Here is a 15,745-nt window from a genome sequence, read left to right as displayed (position 1 = left end):
CTCATTGGCCGCCGCTCATGGGCTTCTCGGTCGGATCCTGCCACAGCGTCGGGACGATATCGGAGACGTCGATATCGCGCGTCTCGTCCGGCGTCACGCCCAGCATCGCGCCGACCCGTGCGATCGTCCGCCCGACGACCGGCGCCGCATTCCACGCCGCGGTCTTCCACCCGCCGGTTTCCTTCGTCCCCTGCGGCGAGTCGAGCATCGCCAAGACGACGTAGCGCGGCGCGTCCATCGGGAAGGCGGCGGCGAAGGTCGCGACGTTGCGCGACCGGTCGTAACCACCCGCCACCGCCGCCTCGGCCGTGCCGGTCTTGCCACCCACGCGATAGCCCGGCGCGTCGCCCTTGCGGCCGGTGCCGCGCATCACGATCAGCCGCAGCATCTGGCGCATCCGCGCGCTCGTCGCCTCGCTGATCACGCGGCGCCCCTGCGCGGCATGACCCGGCTCGACCTTCAGCAGCGTCGCCGGCCGCCACGTGCCGCCGTTGACCAGCGCCGCATAGGCGGAGGCGAGGTGAAGCGGCGTCACCGCGATGCCATGGCCATAGGCGGTCGTCATCGTCGTCGTCCGCGCCCAATAGCCGGGCCACAGCGGGCGCCCCTTCTCGCGCAATTCGATGTCGGGCTTGGTGTCGAAGCCGAGCTTGCGGAACATCGCCTGCATCCGCGCCGGGCCCACCTCGTCGGCGACGCGCGCGGTGGCGACGTTCGACGAATAGATCAGCGTTTCGGCCATGTTCAGCCAGCGCTTCGGATCGCCGCGCTCGTCGTGAATGGTGAAGCGGCCGACCTGAAGCGGGTGCGTCGCGTCGAAGCGGCGATCCATCGAGGTGACGACGCCATTGTCGATCGCCGCCGCCATCGTGATCGGCTTGAACGTCGAGCCGAGCTCGAACACGCTCTGCGTTGTGATGTTGCGCAGTTCCTCGCTGCCCGACATGCCGACGCGGTTGGGATTGAACGTCGGCAGCGAGACCATCGCGATCACCTCGCCGGTCGAGACGTCGAGAACGACGCCGCCGGCACCGCGCGCGGAAAAAGTGCCCATCGCCCGCGTCAGCTCGCTCTCCAGCGCCGCCTGGACGCGGGTGTCGAGCGACAGCGCGACGGGCTTGCCGCCTTCGGCCGGATCGAGCAGCCGTTGGTCGAGCACGCGCTCCATCCCGCTCATGCCGTGGCCGTCGGTCGATAGAAAGCCGAGCGCGTGCGCCGCCATCGTCGACTGCGGGTATAGCCGCTGCGTCTCCTGCGCGAAGACGATCGCCGGCTCGCCGATCGCGTTGACCTGCTCGACCAGCGTCGGGCTGGCGCGCTGGTTGAGATAGGCGAAGTTGGTGTCACGCGTCAGCTGGCGGTAGAACCACGCCTGGTCGCCACGCTCGGGCATCAGCGCCGCGAGCTTCGCCGCGATCGCCGACTTGTCGCCCAGGATCTTCTTGGGATGGACCGCGATCGTCCACGACGCGATCGTCCGCGCCAGCGGCGCGCCGTTGCGGTCGATCAGGTCGCCGCGCGCCGCCAGCGTCGCGACGCGTGCGCGCGCCTCTTCGCCCGACGAGATCGCCAGCATCGCCAGCCGCCCGATCACCAGCGTCACCGCCGCCGCGAACAGCAGCATCAGCACCATCAGCCGCGTATGTGCGGTCGCGACCAGCGCGTGGCGCGCCTGCGCGGTCTGGCGCTGGACCAGCGGGCGGGCAACGAGCGCGGTCAACGCACCCGTGCCTCGCGGCGGGCGTTGGTCAGGATGTCGCCCAGCGTCGTGTCGGACAGCAGCTTCTTGTCGAGCATCGCCACCGCCTCCGGCCGGACCTTCGCCACCGCGGCGGCGCCGCGCGCCGCGTGGGTGGCGCGTGCGGCGGCCGGCGCGGCGCGGTCGATCGTCACCGACGCGACGCGGATCACGCTCGGCTTGGCGGCGGGCAGCGCGGCGGCGACCTGAAGCTGCGCCGGCGTCGGCGTGGCGGGCGCGATGGGCGTCGGCATCGACGGCACCACCAGCGCTGCGGTCTGGATCGCGCCGCCGCTCTGGCCGGGGACGACCGGACCGGCCGGCTGGTTGACGTCGATGCTGGCGAGCGCCGCCTCGCTGCCGACGAATTGGCGCGCGGTCGGCGCCGACAGCGCCAGCGTCTCGCCGTTCCACCGCTCCAGCTGCGCCAGATTGGCACGGGTGTTGAACTCGGTCTCGAGCGCGCGGATGTCGCGCTCGGCCGAGCCTATCCGCGCGTTCATCTGGTCGAGCTTCTTGCGCTCCGCCGCGACCTGCAGCGACACCAGATAGAAGGCGAGCACGATGGCGACGCACGCGGCGAACCACCCAATCCCCCTCAACCGATACGCCGCCGTCATGCCGATACTCCCTGTTCCCAGGCCGGCGCTTCGGTGCGCCGTGCCGTCCTCAATGTCGCCGAGCGTGCCCGCGGGTTGCGCGCCACTTCCTCGTCACTTGCGCGCACCGCCTTGCCGACCGATTCGAAGCTGGGCGCCGGCCCCGTGGTGCTCGCGGGCAGATGTCGCGAGCCTGAAGGCGCCGCACCCGATCGATCGCGCAGGAAGCGCTTCACCATCCGGTCCTCCAGGCTGTGGAACGTCACCACCGCCAGCCGCCCGCCGGGCTTCAGCACCCGCTCCGCAGCAGCAAGCCCGTCGGCCAGTTCACCAAGCTCGCGATTCACGTGGATGCGGATCGCCTGGAAGGTCCGCGTCGCCGGGTCCTTCTTGTCGTGCGGGCGATGGCCCAGCGCCTTGCGCACCACGACGGCCAGTTCAGCGGTCCGGGTGATCGGCCGCGCCGCAACGATCGCGCGCGCCACCCGGCGCGACTTCGGCTCGTCACCATATTGGTAGAGGACGTCGGCGATCTCGCCCTCGTCCGCCTCGTTGACGAAGTCGGCCGCGGTCATCCCCGCTTGCGCCATCCGCATATCGAGCGGACCGTCCGCCTGGAACGAGAAGCCGCGCTCGGCCTGGTCGAGTTGCATCGACGACACGCCGATATCCATCGTCACGCCGTCGACGGCCTCGTCGATATGCGCCGCCATCGCCGAGAAGGTATCGTGGACCAGCGTCAATCCGGCCTCGTCCCGCGATTTCCCCGCCGCGATCGCATCGGGATCACGGTCGAAGGCGATGACGCGCGCTCCGCTCGCCAGGATCGCCCGGGTGTAGCCGCCGGCGCCATAGGTGGCATCGACCATCGTCTCGCCCGGGGCGGGGGCGAGCGCGGCGATCACCTCGTCGAGCAGTACGGGAACGTGGGGGGCGTCGCTCACAGCGCGATCCCCTTTTCCTGGCAGTAGAATTTGCACGCCGATGCCATCGTGCTGCCGACGTTGGGCGTCGCCAGCAGCGTCTTGGGATCCCAGATCTCGATCGTGTCGAACGTGCCCCAGAAGAACGCATGCTCGCCGATGTTGGCGTGGAAGCGCGGGAAGCCGGGCATGATGAAGCGGCCCGACCCGTCGAAGGGCACCGCTTCGCCGTTCGCGCCCTCGCGCATGATGCTGTCGTTGACGCGGCCGTCGGCGCCGCGGGTCAGCTCGACGCGCGTACGAAGTTCGGCTTTCAGGATAGGCACATAGCTGGGATCGTAGGCGACGAGGCAGGGCTTGTCCTCGTGGACTGCGATGATGATCGTACCGCCGTCCTTGCCGTCCGCGCGGGGCGAGTTGGCAGCCAGCGTCGAGCGCAGAGCGTTGGGTATGGCAACACGACCCTTGTCATCGACAAGGGCGAGGCCGCTCCCCTGATAATCGCCCCTGTCCGCCACGCCCGCCTGATCCCTCTTCGGCGCGCACGGGTTCGCACCGCGAAAATCGACGTATCCGCCGATCCGCCATCACGAATCCCGAGCGAAGAAATGCCCCGTTGCCAGCAAACGTTACCAACGGTGCTGACGGGGCGCAACGGGATTTTTGGGGACAGTCGGGGAAATCGCCCCCGATCCGAGTCATGCAGGGGGCGGAATGGGTCCTTTGCCGGGGATCGGGGTACAGGCCGGCAGGCCCGGAACCGCACGTTTCGGCGCGATTTCGGCCCTCGTCCCCGGAATTCCCCGGTCGATCACTTGGTGGCGATCTGGTTGCCCGCGCTCGGCGCGACGGCCAGTTCGGCGAGCGGCTCGCTGCCGACGGCGCTGCTGTTGGTGGCGGCCATGTTGGCGACGACGTCGGCCTTGGCCGAGCCGGCCGTATCGATCGGCCGCTCACGCGTGGCGGAGCCGATGATCATGCTGGCAATGGCGATCAGCAGCACGACGGTGGCAAGGCCGATCAGCCCTACCTTCACGCGCTGTGTCGTCTGAATGGGGTCGCGAGCCGCTTTCATTTGATCGCGTGCTATTAACGCCTTATCGAATGTTTGTCGATCCGGCCCTATCCGATGCCCTTTTCGCCGCGCCATTCCGGGTTGTGCAGCGTCGACAGATAACGAAACCCGGTGTCGCACAGGATCGTCGCGACACGTGCGCCGGGGCCCAATTCGCGCCCCAGCCGGACCGCACCGGCAACATTGATTCCCGAGGATAATCCCAGGCACAGCCCCTCTTCGTCGAGCAGCCGGCGGACCCATTCCCAGCCCTCCTGGTCGCTGATCCGATATTGGGTGTCGATCGGCGCGCCCTCCAGATTGGCGGTGATCCGCCCCTGCCCGATCCCTTCCGCGACCGACGAGCCTTCCGACTTCAATTCGCCATGCGCATAATAATGGTAGAGCGCCGCACCATAGGGGTCGCTCAAGGCGATTCGCACGCCCTCGTCCTTCGCCTTCAGGCCAAGTCCGACGCCGGCGATCGTGCCCCCGGTGCCCGCCGCGCAGGTGAAGCCGTCGACGCGGCCGTCCATCTGCTGCCAGATCTCCTCCGCGGTGCCGACGATATGCGCGCGACGATTGGCGATGTTGTCGAACTGGTTGGCCCAGATCGCGTTCGGCGTCTCTTCGGCGATGCGGCGGCTGGTGTGAACGAAATGGCCGGGATTCGAATAGGGCGCCGCCGGCACCAGCACCAGCTCGGCGCCCAGCGCGCGCAGCGTGTCCATCTTCTCGCGGCTCTGCGTCTCCGGCATCACGATGATCGTGCGATAGCCCTTGGCGTTGGCGACCAGCGCCAGCCCGATCCCGGTGTTGCCAGCCGTCCCCTCGACGATCGTGCCGCCCGGCTGCAACTGGCCGCGCGCCTCCGCATCCTCGACGATGAACAGCGCTGCGCGATCCTTCACGCTCGCGCCGGGATTGGCGAATTCACACTTGGCGAAGATCTCGGCGCCGCTTGCCGCACTGGGGCCGGCGAGGCGGACAAGCGGCGTGTTGCCGATGAGCGCGAGGGTATCTTGGGTGATATGCATCGCGCCTAGATGGCCGCGCCCGCCCGCGACGACAAGCGACCAGTGTCACGTGGAGCCGAGCCTTTTGCTTCTGCCGTATGAAGCCTGCCTACCCCGCCACCCCGCCTACCACCGTCATGCTGAACTTGTTTCAGCATCTCCGGCGACGGCGCGACACGGCCCGAGATGCTGAACCGAGTTCAGCATGGCGTTTTGGCGGGCGAGGCGGCTACGGCGCCTTCGCGCCGACCACCGGGATACAATCGAACCCGCCCGCCGCCGCCGACGCGCACAAGCCCAGCGCGCTGGCACGGTCGTTCGCCGCTCCCACCTGCACGCGGACCAGCGGCCTGCCCGGCACCGGCTCGTAATAGGGATCGTATTTCGCCAGCGACGGCACCTTGTCGCGCGCTCGCGCCCAGGCCGCCTCGGCGGCGGCGCGGCCGGTGAAGGCGCCGATCTGGATCCGCCACGGCGCCGCCGGCGCAGGCGTCGCCGCCGCCGCCAGCAGCGCCGGCGTGGGCGTCGCCTCCGCTGCGGCAAGGCGGGCTGCACCCTGCGCCTGCCAGGCAGCCAGCGCACGGCGATAGTCGCCATAGGCCCGGTAATAGTCGCGGATCGGCGTCTCCAGCTCGACGACGGCCCCGGGCGCCTCGCCCGCCGGCACGACCCCCGGCGCCGACACGCGCCCCGCAACCCCGCTCGCGGCGGCGCAGAAACGGCGCTGCGCCGGCGGCTGCGCGAAGAAATTATAGAGCTGCGTCATGTGGCGATCGAGCTCGCCCTTACCCGGATGCGCCGCATTCTCCGCGGCATAGGCCTGCTTCAACGCTACGCGGTTCTCGACCAGCCAGCCGTTGTACTGCGTCACCACCGCCGCATCGCCGCACGCCAGCGCCGCGACGTTGAGCCCGGCGCGCAAGTGCCACAGCGCCTCCTCCGCCCCGATCCCGCTATTGATCGTCGCCGCCTCGGCATCGGGTAGCGACTGCCCCGGCGCCGATCCCGCAGGGGGCAACGGCATCACGGCGGGCGCCGGCGCGGGCGGCGGCGCGATCGGCGGCGCCTCGCGCTTGTGCCCGCAGCCAGCGAGTGCGCCGATCAGCGCCACCAGCGCCATCCCCCGTGTCGTGCTCATGGCGCCAGCGCTTGACGCTCGCCGCGGCGCCGTCAACCCGTGTCGGTCGAAACGCGCGGTTCCTACGCCCGCAGCAGCCGCTCGACCCGAACCGCCAGCTCGTCGACCGCGAAGGGCTTGGTCAGCACTTCCATGCCGCGCTCGATATGCCCGTGGTTCAGCGCGGCATTCTCGGCATAGCCGGTGATGAAGAGCACCTTCACCGCCGGCCGCCCCGCGCGCACCGCATCGGCGACCTGCCGGCCGTTGAGCCCGCCAGGCAGGCCGACGTCAGTGATCAGCAGGGCGATCGGTCCGACCGTATCGAGCAGCTTCAGCGCCGCCGGCCCGTCCGCCGCCTCGACGCAGCGATAGCCGAGATCGCCCAGGGCGTCGCTCACCAGCATCCGCACCGTCGGCTCGTCGTCGACCACCAGCACCGTGTGGCCGCCGGTCGACGCCGTCGCCCGACCGACGACGCCGACATCATCGGTCTCGGCCTCGCCCAAATGGCGCGGCAGATAGATGGACACCATCGTCCCCTCGCCGACCGCGGAATGAATGCGGACATGGCCGTGGCTTTGCCGGGCGAAGCCATAGACCATCGACAGTCCCAGCCCCGTTCCCTCGCCCAGCGGCTTGGTGGTGAAGAAGGGGTCGAAGACCCGCGCCAGCGTATCCTTGTCGATGCCGGTCCCGGTGTCGGTCACGCTGACGGCGACATATTGGCCCGGTTCCATCCCGCGCTCGTCCGCGGCACGGCGATCGATCCAGCAGTTGGCGCTCTCGATCGTGATCCTGCCGCCGTCGGGCATCGCGTCGCGCGCGTTGATGCACAGGTTCAGGATCGCATTCTCGAGCTGGTTGGCGTCGACCATCGTCGGCCACAGCCCGGTGGCGGCCGCCACCTCGACCTCGATTCCGGGGCCCACGGTGCGTCGGACCAGCTCCACCAGTTCGCCCATCAGCCGGTTGACGTCGATCGCCCTGGGCGACAGCGTCTGCCGGCGCGAGAAGGCGAGCAGCCGATGCGTCAGCGCCGCCGCACGCCGCATCGCGCCCTGCCCGGCGGCCAGGTAGCGTTCGACGTCCGCGCCGCGTCCCTGGGCCAATCGCACCCGGATCATCTCGAACGCGCCGCCGATCCCGGCGAGCAAATTGTTGAAGTCGTGCGCCAGCCCGCCGGTCAGCTGACCCACCGCTTCCATCTTCTGCGCCTGGCGCAGTGCCTCTTCCGCCTCGGTCAGCCGCTGCTCGGCCCGCAGCCGGTCGGTCACGTCATAAGCGAGCTGGAACGCGGCATAGGGCAGCCCGTCGACATCGCGGAGCGCGCTGAAGTGCATCTCGAACTGCCGCTGCCCGCGCCGCTCGTCGCCCAGCGTCACCACCTCGACGAAATCCTCGCCGCCGAGCGCCCGTGCCCACGCCTCGCGCGCCTTGCCCAATTGGTCGGGCAGCACCGTCAGAACGTCGTCCAGCCGGTCGCCGACCGCGGGACGGATTCCGACACCGCGCTCATATTCGCTCGCGGCGGCACGATTGATCGCGATCCAGCGAAAGTCGCGATCGATCACCTGGACCAGGGCGTCGGAACCCTCGACCACATCGGCCAGGATCTTTCGCTCGGCCAGCACTTCGGCAAATCGCGTTTCGAGCGCATCGTTCGCCAGCGCCAACGCCCGCTCGGCCCGGCGGCGCTCGGTGACGTCGTTGAACAGGACGGCGACCCGCCGCTCTTCGAATTCGCCGATGCGAAAGGCGGACAGCGACAGGTGACGCCCCGTCGCGAGTAGCTCCTGTTCGAAGCGGACCGGCTCCCCGGTCCTCAGCACATGGCCGTATCGCGCGATCCAGGCATCCGCCTCGTCGGGCACCATGTCGCGCAGCCGCTGGCCGACGACGTTCGGAATGCCGGCGTTGCGCTGATAGGCCGCATTCGCCTCGACATGGACGTAATCGCTCAAGGGCCCGTGGGGGCCATCGAGGAATTCGATGACGCAAAACCCCTCGTCCATCGCGTCGAACAGCGATCGATAGAAGTCGAGAGTTAAGCGAAGCGGCATGAGCGACGCGCTTGGACCGGGGATTGCCGCAGGTAAATACCATGGCCTGACATTGTTCCCGTGTTCCTGTATTGTTCCCGCTATGACGGCCGCGACTCAGCCCCCGACCTTGCCGCCTCGGCCGCTCCGGTGGCTGTTCCTCGATCTCAATTCCTATTTCGCCAGCGTCGAGCAGCAGCTGCAGCCGTCGCTGCGCGGCCGCCCGGTGATCGTGGCCCCGGTCGGCAGCGACACGACGGTCGCGATCGCCGCGTCGATCGAGGCGAAGCGCTACGGCATTTCGACCGGCACGCCGGTGTGGGAAGCCAAGCAGCTCTGCCGCGACCTCGTCGTCACGCCCGCCCGCCACCGCGCCTATGTCGACTATCACGACCGCATCGTCGCCGAGATCGAGCGCCACATTCCCGTGACCCGCGTCTGCTCGATCGACGAGGTCGCGTGCCGGCTGCTCGACAACGAGAACGACCGCGACAGCGCGATGGCGCTGGCACGGCGGATCAAGGCGGGCATCTGCGAACGCGTCGGCGAGCGGCTGACCTGCTCGATCGGCATCGCCCCCAATCGCCTGCTCGCGAAGCTCGCCTCCGACCTGCAGAAGCCCGACGGGCTGGTGGTGTTCGAGGCGGCCGAGCTGCCGGCGGCGCTTTACCCGCTGGGCTTGCGCGAAATCGCCGGCATCGGCGCGAAGATGGAACGGCGGCTCCAGCGTGACGGCATCAACGACATCCGCCAGCTGTGCGAACGGCGACCGCGCGACGCGGGGCACGCCTGGGGCGGCACCAACGGCGATCGGCTCTGGTATCTGCTCCACGGCGTCGACCTTCCCGAAAAGCCGACCCAGTCGCGCACCATCGGCCACAGCCACGTCCTGTCGCCTGGCAAGCGCGGGCCCGAGCCGGTGCGGCTCACCGCCCGCCGCCTCGCGCTGAAGGCGGCCAGCCGCCTGCGCCGCAAGGGCTATCGCGCCCGCCTGCTCGTCCTTCATGCGAAATTCGAGGACGACAAGTCGACCTGGCGCACGTCGATCAAGCTGCCGGCGACGCAGGACAGCTTCGTCGTGCTCCAGCATCTCGACCGCCTCTTCCCGCGCCTCCATGCCGCCGGTGGGACCCGGCCGGGCGGCTTTCGGATTCGGATGGTCGGGGTGACGCTGATGGAGATCGAGCCCGTCGTCGGCGAGCAGGGGTCGCTCTTCGCCAGCCTCGACCCCGACGATCCGCTGGCGCGCGAGACCCGCGGCCTCGCGCTCAGCCGCGCGATGGACCGGATTAACGAGCGTTTCGGGCGGCATGCCGTCTCGGTCGGTCCGCTCGGCGGCGGCCGGATCGATCGCGTCGGCACCAAGATCGCGTTCGGCCGCATTCCCGAGCTGGATGAGTTCCACGAGTAGCCGCTTGACGGCCCATGCTGCATCGGCGAAGCGGCGTTCCGCTATGAAGAGCCCCCTCCTTCTCACCGCCACCGCCGCTGCGTTGTTCGCTCTCGCGGCCTGTGACAACAAGCCCAAGACCCCCGAGGTCGTGGACATCAACCCGGATCCGATGGCGAACGAACTCGCCAATCGCGCCCCGGTCGAGCTGCCGCCCGCGATCAAGGCGGACAAGTCGATGCGCTGCCAGCCCGGCAACGTCCTGCTCTACGTGACCTTCTTCGAGGGCGACAAGCTCGCGATGGTCCGCACCGAACAGAACGGCCCACAGACCCGCCTGACCGCCGCGAAGGCCGGCGACCCGCTGACCGCCGAGGGCGGCTGGAAGCTGACCGGTTCGCCGACCAGCGCCAAGATCACTCAGCCGGGCAAGGGCGAGTTCACCTGCAAGGGCTGATCGTCTCCGCCTGACACCGGTTACCACCATCGGCCGGCGGAGCGATCCGCCGGCCTTTCTCGTGGGCGGCACCGTTGATGCCCAGCGGCGTCGCGGCGGCAGGATGCGAGACTCGCGGCACGTCTAACGCTTGCCCCCTGCCCCCAGCCACGCCACCTTGGGGGCGGATGGAACGCCTCGACCCCCAGCTCGTGCTCGGCGCCTATGCGGTCGGGGTATTTCCGATGGCGGACAGCCGCGATGCCGACAGCGTCTATTGGGTCGAACCGCGTGAGCGGGCGATCCTGCCGCTCGATGGCTTTCGCCTGTCGCGGTCGCTGCGCCGCACGATCGCCGCCGACCGTTTCCGCGTTACCGCCGATCGCGACTTTCGCGGCATCATCCAGCTGTGCGCCGAAAGCGCGAGCGACCGGCCGGAGACGTGGATCAACGGCGCGATCGAAGAGGTGTTCGTCGGCCTCCACCTGATGGGCTTCGCGCATTCGATCGAATGCTGGGACGGCGACGAACTCGTCGGCGGGCTTTACGGCCTCACCCTCGGCAAGGCGTTCTTCGGCGAATCGATGGTCAGCCGCCGGACCGACGCGTCGAAGGTCGCGCTCGCCTGGCTCGTCGCGCGGCTGCGCGCGGGCGGCTTCACGCTGCTCGACTGCCAGTTCATGACCGACCACCTCGCCTCGCTCGGCGCGGTGGAGATCACGCGCAGCGCCTATGTCGCGTTGCTGACCGCCGCGGTCGAGGGCGTCGTCGGGGCATCCTCAGGCTCGCGCGCGCCGACATCGTCGGCGGTGGGCGACTTCTTCGCGCTCGAGGCTTTGGCCGCGCCCGCCGACAACACCTCGGTATCGGGCCCGGTCGCCGGCCAGGACATCGTGCAGCTCTTGGTCCAGACGTCGTAGACCGGGTGCTGGACGACGTTGAGGCCCGGCCGTTCCTTGAACAGCCAGCCCGCGAAGCGCCGATGCCAGCGGTTGTCCGCCTCACGCACATCGACCTGGACGAAGGCGCCGGTGAGCGGATCGTCCTCCCACGGCGCGGTCTTCTCGCAGGCGCGCAGGCGCACGATTAGGTCGCCAACGCGCTGCGCCTGGCCCGGCCGCATCGTCAGCTCGCGGCTCTCGCCGTTGCGCTTGTTGAGGATACCGATCGTCGCGACGCGCTCCGCCATCGGGGTGCCGCCCGTCGGCAGCGCATCGCCCTGCGTCGCCACCGTTTCGATCCCACGCGCGGCGGCCTCGTCGCGGCCGGTGTCGGGTAGCGTCTGGCTGGTCGCGACCGGCGCCTTCGCCCGGTCATCGCGCTGCATTCGCCACCCCAGCACGCCCGCCGCGCCCAGTGCCACGATCAGCACGAGCGCCGCGAGCCAGCGCCGGGTCATCCCTCGGGCGTCCAGGCTTCGTAGTCGCCGGTCGCCGCGGCGCGATGACCGCCCTTCTCCAGCGCGCCGGGCGGCCGATAGGCGAGCGCGGTGCCGGTCATGTTCGGGATCGCGGGCTTTTCCCACTTGCGCTCGGGCGGCAGCGCCTTCGACGGCACGTCGTCGATCTGGTGGTGCAGCCAGCTGAACCATTCGGGCGGCACCCGGCTGGCGTCGTTCGAGCCGACATAGATCACCCAGCGCCGCGGCCGGCCGGCGGTGTCCTTGCCGCCCTCCCAATAGACATTGCCGAGCGAGTCCTCGCCCACCTGCGTCTTGCCGCGAAGCCCGTAGAGGACGGTGCCCCAGCTGGCGCCGTTCCACCACGTAAAGGGATTGAGGTTGATGCCCATGCCAGCGCGCTTACCGCGCGACGGCGGGACGGGCAATAACCAAGGCGCCTCCGTCCGTCACTCCAAGACTTGACGCGGGGTGACGGGGCGCTGGGGTTTACCGCCGCCCCGGCCAGCTCACCTTGTCGCCCTCGCCAATACCCAGTTCCGCCGCGCGGCCACCGACGATCTCCAGCACGGCGGCCACCGGTTCGTTCGACGTCACCGGATCTTCCGAAAACGGCACCGTGTTCTCGGCGATCCGCGCGATCGTGCCGTCGGCGCGGATGAAGATGATGTCGAGCGGCGTCGGCGTGTTCTTCATCCAGAAATTCGCGACCTGCGGCCCGCCGCCCGCGGCCGGATAGGGATAGAACAGCATCCCGCCGTTCGGGGTCAGGTCGGTGCGGTACATCAGCCCGCGCGCCTGCTCCTCAGGCGTGCGTGCGCGTTCGACGGAGAAGACATGGCGGCCGCCGCTGCCCTCGATGGTGACCGCGAGGCGCGCCGTCGCAGCGGCGTCGCCGCCGTCCGCCTCGGCCGCAACACTCATGTTCGCGTCGCTTGCCCCCTGGCATCCCGCCAGCAGCAGCGCGAGCCCGGCCAGCGTCGCGACCCGCTTCACGCCGCCGGCCCCTCGACCACCACCGCCAGCGGCCCCTTGCGTCCGTCGACGATCCGCGCCGACAGCGGCTGTTCCGGCTCGACCCCGGCGAAGCCCGCGCGCCGCAGCGTTTCCATATGCACGAAGACGTCGCTGCCGTCGCTCTCGCGTACCAGGAAGCCATAACCGCGTAAGCGGTTGAACCACTTCACCCGCGTCGCTTCGAACGGGCCCGCGGCGTCGATCAGCGTCACCGGATCGATCCGGTCGGGGCGGCGCGACGTGCGCGGCGCCTCGTCGGCGGCCTGCGACAGGTCGATCGCGGTGACCGCGCGCGCCTGAAAGCCGCGGCCGCGCTGCACCGCCACCGTTTCGACACGCGCGCCTTCGGGCAGGCTGCGGCGGCCGTGCGGTTGCAGGACGGAGAAATGAATCAGCACGTCGCCGACCGACGGGTCGTCGGCGACCGCGAAGCCGAAGCCACGTGTCACATCGAACCATTTGATCGTGCCACTCACGACGATCGCGTCGGCGGGCATTACCTCACCGTCACGCTCGTCCGCTCCCTCTTGCGGCTCGCTACGCATGTCACTCACCCCTGTCATGCCTTGCTAGCACGCTTCGTCGTCATCGCAACGGTTTTGCAGTGCCTCTTCATCGGGATCGTCGGGGTCGAGTGGCGCCTTGGCGTCGACGATCATTCGCGCCAGCGTCATCGAGTGGCCGGCACGCAACATTGCCGCCACCTGGCGTTCGCGCGCCGCCCGATCCGCCGGCGGCGCGCCGAACGGCCCCAGCCGCCGCCGCCGGGCAAAGACGATCGCCGCGCGCCGCGCCTCGCCGGCGACCGCATCGGTCGCTTCCGCCGCCGCGTCCGCGTCGATCCGCGCGACCTTCAGCGCCACCGCCACGCGCCGCGTTCCCAGTCCGCGGCGGGTCAGCGCCGCCGCCTTCATCTCGGCATAGGCACGATCGTCGACATAGCCGAGCGCCGCCATCCGCTCCGCCAGCGCCACCGGATCGGCCGGCTGCTCGCCCGCCCAGCCCCGCTCACGCACCTTACGCCTTAGATAATCGGCTAGTTTTCCCCGCGTCGTCGCAAAGCGTTCGACATAGCGCAGCGCCATCCGCTCCAGGGCGGGCGCATCCAGCGGGGGGATCGGGCGGTCTCGGCGAGTGGTCACGCCATCTTGTTGCCACAGTCGTACCGCGATTTGAACGTGCGGAGCAGCGACAAGGCGAGGTTGACGAAGCCGCGTCAAGCGGCCGGACAAGGGACGAATTGATGAACGAGCCGCTCAAGGCTACCCCGACGCTCGACGCACTGCCGCGTCGCTATGCCGATTTCGCCACCCTTGGCGAAGCACTGGACTATGCTGCCGGCGGCACGCGCGGGCTCAACTTCCACGACGCGCGTGGCACGCTCAGCCGTCCCTACCCCTTTGCCGAGCTGCGCGACGATGCGCTCGCCGCCGCGCGCCGCCTGATCGCCGCCGGGGTGAAGCCCGAGGATCGCGTCGCCCTCGTCGCCGAGACGGGCGCCGAATTCGCCGCGCTCTTCTTCGGCGCGGTTTATGCCGGCGCGTGGCCGGTGCCGCTGCCGCTGCCGACCTCGTTCGGCGGCCGCGACAGCTATATCGAGCAGCTGCGCGTCCAGCTCGCCAGCTGCGAGCCGGTGATGCTGATCTACCCGCCCGAACTCGCGCCGATGGCGGCCGAGGCGGCGCGGCTCGTCGGTACGACCGGGGTCGATTGGTCCGAATTCGCCACGCGCGATGCCCCAGCGGCGGAGCTGCCGCAGGCGGACGGTCAGGCGATCGCCTATCTTCAATATTCCAGCGGCTCGACGCGCTTTCCACACGGCGTCGCGATCACCCACCACGCGCTGCTCAACAATCTTGCCGCGCACGCCCACGGCATGGCGATCGACGGCGAGGATCGCTGCATCAGCTGGCTGCCCTGGTATCACGACATGGGTCTGGTCGGCTGCTTCCTGTCACCGATCGCCAACCAGGTGTCGGTCGACTATCTGAAGACCGAGGATTTCGCGCGCCGACCGCTGGCATGGCTCGACCTCATCAGCCGCCATCCGGGGACGTCGCTCTCTTATTCACCGACCTTCGGCTACGACATCTGCGCGCGCCGCATGTCGTCGCAGACCAAGGCCGCCGACCGCTTCGACCTGTCGCGCTGGCGCGTCGCCGGCAACGGCGCCGACATGATCCGTCCCGACGTGATGCAGGCGTTCGTCGACGCCTTCGCCGACGCCGGCTTCAACGCATCCGCCTTCCTGCCGAGCTACGGCCTCGCCGAAGCGACGCTCGCCGTCTCGCTGATGCCGCCGGGCGAGGGCATCCGCGTCGAGCTGGTCGAAGAGACCCAGCTGTCGGGCGGCGGCGACCTGGGCGGCAACGATGGGCCCCGGCCGCAGCGCTTCCGCGCGATCGTCAACTGCGGCAAGCCCGTGCGCGACATGGAGATCGAGGTCCGCGAGGAAGACGGCACGCCGCTTCCCTCGGGCGCGATCGGCAAGGTCTGGTGCCGCGGCCCCAGCGTCATGGTCGGCTATTTCCGGGATCAGGCGGCGACCGATGCCTGCCTGGTCGACGGCTGGCTCGACACCGGCGACATGGGCTATATGTCCGACGGCTACATCTACATCGTCGGCCGCGCCAAGGACATGATCATCGTCAACGGCCGCAATCATTGGCCGCAGGACATCGAATGGGCGGTCGAGCAGCTGCCCGGGTTCAAGGCCGGCGACATCGCCGCCTTCGCGATCACCACGCCGTCGGGCGAAGAGACGCCCGCCGTCCTCGTCCAGTGCCGCAGCCTCGACGATGGCGAGCGCACCCGCCTGCGAGACGAAATCCGCGAGCGCGTTCGCGCGGTGACCGGCATGAATTGCGTGATCGAGCTGATCCCGCCCCGCACGCTGCCGCGCACCAGCTCGGGCAAGCTCAGCCGCGCCAAGGCCCGCAACCTTTACCTCAACGGCGACATCAAACCCTACGACATCGCGGCGTAACCGCCACATCCTCACCCTTCCGGCGCTT

Annotated in this window: 16 protein-coding genes and 1 pseudogene; 4 read left to right on the top strand and 13 right to left on the bottom strand. The window is 69.5% G+C overall.

The window, feature by feature from the left end; all coding sequences use genetic code 11:
• Window position 1: 1 nt before the first annotated feature.
• From GGQ80_RS12920 to GGQ80_RS12885, 8 genes are all read right to left on the bottom strand, one after another.
• The gene (locus GGQ80_RS12920) at window positions 2–1,720 is read right to left on the bottom strand and encodes a peptidoglycan D,D-transpeptidase FtsI family protein (protein WP_183985463.1); all 1,719 of its coding nucleotides are present in this window, start codon (window positions 1,718–1,720) and stop codon (window positions 2–4) included.
• Complete coding sequence (locus GGQ80_RS12915) at window positions 1,717–2,358, bottom strand: hypothetical protein (protein ID WP_183985461.1); 642 nt, start codon at window positions 2,356–2,358, stop codon at window positions 1,717–1,719. Before GGQ80_RS12915 ends, GGQ80_RS12920 begins: the two co-directional genes overlap by 4 nt.
• Window positions 2,355–3,281, bottom strand: a complete 927-nt coding sequence (gene rsmH, locus GGQ80_RS12910; RefSeq protein WP_183985459.1) for a 16S rRNA (cytosine(1402)-N(4))-methyltransferase RsmH — start codon at window positions 3,279–3,281, stop codon at window positions 2,355–2,357. The genes GGQ80_RS12915 and rsmH overlap by 4 nt, the downstream gene beginning before the upstream one ends.
• The gene (locus tag GGQ80_RS12905) at window positions 3,278–3,778 is read right to left on the bottom strand and encodes a division/cell wall cluster transcriptional repressor MraZ (RefSeq protein ID WP_183985457.1); all 501 of its coding nucleotides are present in this window, start codon (window positions 3,776–3,778) and stop codon (window positions 3,278–3,280) included. Before GGQ80_RS12905 ends, rsmH begins: the two co-directional genes overlap by 4 nt.
• A 293-nt stretch (window positions 3,779–4,071) precedes the next feature.
• Complete coding sequence (locus GGQ80_RS12900) at window positions 4,072–4,296, bottom strand: hypothetical protein (protein ID WP_246347081.1); 225 nt, start codon at window positions 4,294–4,296, stop codon at window positions 4,072–4,074.
• An 86-nt stretch (window positions 4,297–4,382) separates the two neighbouring features.
• Window positions 4,383–5,351 carry a cysteine synthase A gene (locus GGQ80_RS12895; protein ID WP_183985453.1) on the bottom strand — a complete coding sequence of 323 codons (969 nt, stop codon included), beginning with the start codon at window positions 5,349–5,351 and terminating at the stop codon, window positions 4,383–4,385.
• Between the two features lie 208 nt (window positions 5,352–5,559).
• Window positions 5,560–6,468, bottom strand: a complete 909-nt coding sequence (locus tag GGQ80_RS12890; RefSeq protein ID WP_183985451.1) for an SPOR domain-containing protein — start codon at window positions 6,466–6,468, stop codon at window positions 5,560–5,562.
• A gap of 62 nt (window positions 6,469–6,530) precedes the next feature.
• Complete coding sequence (locus tag GGQ80_RS12885) at window positions 6,531–8,510, bottom strand: ATP-binding protein (RefSeq protein ID WP_183985448.1); 1,980 nt, start codon at window positions 8,508–8,510, stop codon at window positions 6,531–6,533.
• 82 nt (window positions 8,511–8,592) lie between these two features.
• Here GGQ80_RS12885 and GGQ80_RS12880 point away from each other — a divergent pair, with 82 nt between their 5' ends.
• The 3 genes from GGQ80_RS12880 to aat all read left to right on the top strand — a co-directional run bounded on the left by GGQ80_RS12880 (window position 8,593) and on the right by aat (window position 11,235).
• Window positions 8,593–9,900 (top strand): Y-family DNA polymerase, encoded by a 1,308-nt coding sequence (locus GGQ80_RS12880; RefSeq protein ID WP_183985446.1) that lies wholly within the window; start codon window positions 8,593–8,595, stop codon window positions 9,898–9,900.
• 43 nt (window positions 9,901–9,943) lie between these two features.
• Complete coding sequence (locus GGQ80_RS12875; RefSeq protein ID WP_183985444.1) at window positions 9,944–10,336, top strand: hypothetical protein; 393 nt, start codon at window positions 9,944–9,946, stop codon at window positions 10,334–10,336.
• A 167-nt stretch (window positions 10,337–10,503) separates the two neighbouring features.
• The gene (gene aat, locus GGQ80_RS12870) at window positions 10,504–11,235 is read left to right on the top strand and encodes a leucyl/phenylalanyl-tRNA--protein transferase (protein WP_183985442.1); all 732 of its coding nucleotides are present in this window, start codon (window positions 10,504–10,506) and stop codon (window positions 11,233–11,235) included.
• A 35-nt stretch (window positions 11,236–11,270) separates the two neighbouring features.
• Here the strand turns inward: aat and GGQ80_RS18830 are convergent.
• The 5 genes and pseudogenes from GGQ80_RS18830 to GGQ80_RS12845 all read right to left on the bottom strand — a co-directional run.
• Window positions 11,271–11,438: pseudogene (locus GGQ80_RS18830) on the bottom strand (DUF2155 domain-containing protein); the annotation flags it as partial.
• A gap of 272 nt (window positions 11,439–11,710) precedes the next feature.
• A complete protein-coding gene (locus GGQ80_RS12860) occupies window positions 11,711–12,106 on the bottom strand; it encodes an NADH:ubiquinone oxidoreductase subunit NDUFA12 (RefSeq protein WP_183985440.1) in 396 nt (131 codons plus the stop codon).
• 97 nt (window positions 12,107–12,203) lie between these two features.
• Window positions 12,204–12,710 carry a DUF192 domain-containing protein gene (locus tag GGQ80_RS12855; RefSeq protein ID WP_425506052.1) on the bottom strand — a complete coding sequence of 169 codons (507 nt, stop codon included), beginning with the start codon at window positions 12,708–12,710 and terminating at the stop codon, window positions 12,204–12,206.
• Window positions 12,707–13,276 (bottom strand): cold-shock protein, encoded by a 570-nt coding sequence (locus GGQ80_RS12850; RefSeq protein WP_183985598.1) that lies wholly within the window; start codon window positions 13,274–13,276, stop codon window positions 12,707–12,709. Before GGQ80_RS12850 ends, GGQ80_RS12855 begins: the two co-directional genes overlap by 4 nt.
• 24 nt (window positions 13,277–13,300) lie before the next feature.
• Window positions 13,301–13,816: a RecX family transcriptional regulator gene (locus GGQ80_RS12845; RefSeq protein ID WP_183985594.1), complete on the bottom strand. Its 516-nt coding sequence runs from the start codon at window positions 13,814–13,816 to the stop codon at window positions 13,301–13,303.
• Between the two features lie 158 nt (window positions 13,817–13,974).
• On the opposite strand from GGQ80_RS12845, the gene GGQ80_RS12840 reads away from it, so the two are divergent.
• The gene (locus GGQ80_RS12840; RefSeq protein WP_183985438.1) at window positions 13,975–15,717 is read left to right on the top strand and encodes a fatty acyl-AMP ligase; all 1,743 of its coding nucleotides are present in this window, start codon (window positions 13,975–13,977) and stop codon (window positions 15,715–15,717) included.
• The last annotated feature ends 28 nt before the right edge of the window (window positions 15,718–15,745 follow it).

Origin of the sequence: Sphingomonas jinjuensis (genome assembly GCF_014197105.1) — a bacterium.
Classification (GTDB): domain Bacteria; phylum Pseudomonadota; class Alphaproteobacteria; order Sphingomonadales; family Sphingomonadaceae; genus Sphingomonas; species Sphingomonas jinjuensis.
This window is presented reverse-complemented; position numbering and strand designations above follow the sequence as displayed.

Bases quoted from the DNA above. Each gene is read 5' to 3' on its own strand.
- GGQ80_RS12915 (WP_183985461.1), bottom strand. From the start codon at position 2,358: ATGACGGCGGCGTATCGGTTGAGGGGGATTGGGTGGTTCGCCGCGTGC.
- GGQ80_RS12895 (WP_183985453.1), bottom strand. From the start codon at position 5,351: ATGCATATCACCCAAGATACCCTCGCGCTCATCGGCAACACGCCGCTT.
- GGQ80_RS12890 (WP_183985451.1), bottom strand. From the start codon at position 6,468: ATGAGCACGACACGGGGGATGGCGCTGGTGGCGCTGATCGGCGCACTC.
- GGQ80_RS12885 (WP_183985448.1), bottom strand. From the start codon at position 8,510: ATGCCGCTTCGCTTAACTCTCGACTTCTATCGATCGCTGTTCGACGCG.
- GGQ80_RS12880 (WP_183985446.1), top strand. From the start codon at position 8,593: ATGACGGCCGCGACTCAGCCCCCGACCTTGCCGCCTCGGCCGCTCCGG.
- GGQ80_RS12875 (WP_183985444.1), top strand. From the start codon at position 9,944: ATGAAGAGCCCCCTCCTTCTCACCGCCACCGCCGCTGCGTTGTTCGCT.
- aat (WP_183985442.1), top strand. From the start codon at position 10,504: ATGGAACGCCTCGACCCCCAGCTCGTGCTCGGCGCCTATGCGGTCGGG.
- GGQ80_RS12860 (WP_183985440.1), bottom strand. From the start codon at position 12,106: ATGGGCATCAACCTCAATCCCTTTACGTGGTGGAACGGCGCCAGCTGG.
- GGQ80_RS12850 (WP_183985598.1), bottom strand. From the start codon at position 13,276: ATGCGTAGCGAGCCGCAAGAGGGAGCGGACGAGCGTGACGGTGAGGTA.
- GGQ80_RS12845 (WP_183985594.1), bottom strand. From the start codon at position 13,816: ATGGCGCTGCGCTATGTCGAACGCTTTGCGACGACGCGGGGAAAACTA.
- GGQ80_RS12840 (WP_183985438.1), top strand. From the start codon at position 13,975: ATGAACGAGCCGCTCAAGGCTACCCCGACGCTCGACGCACTGCCGCGT.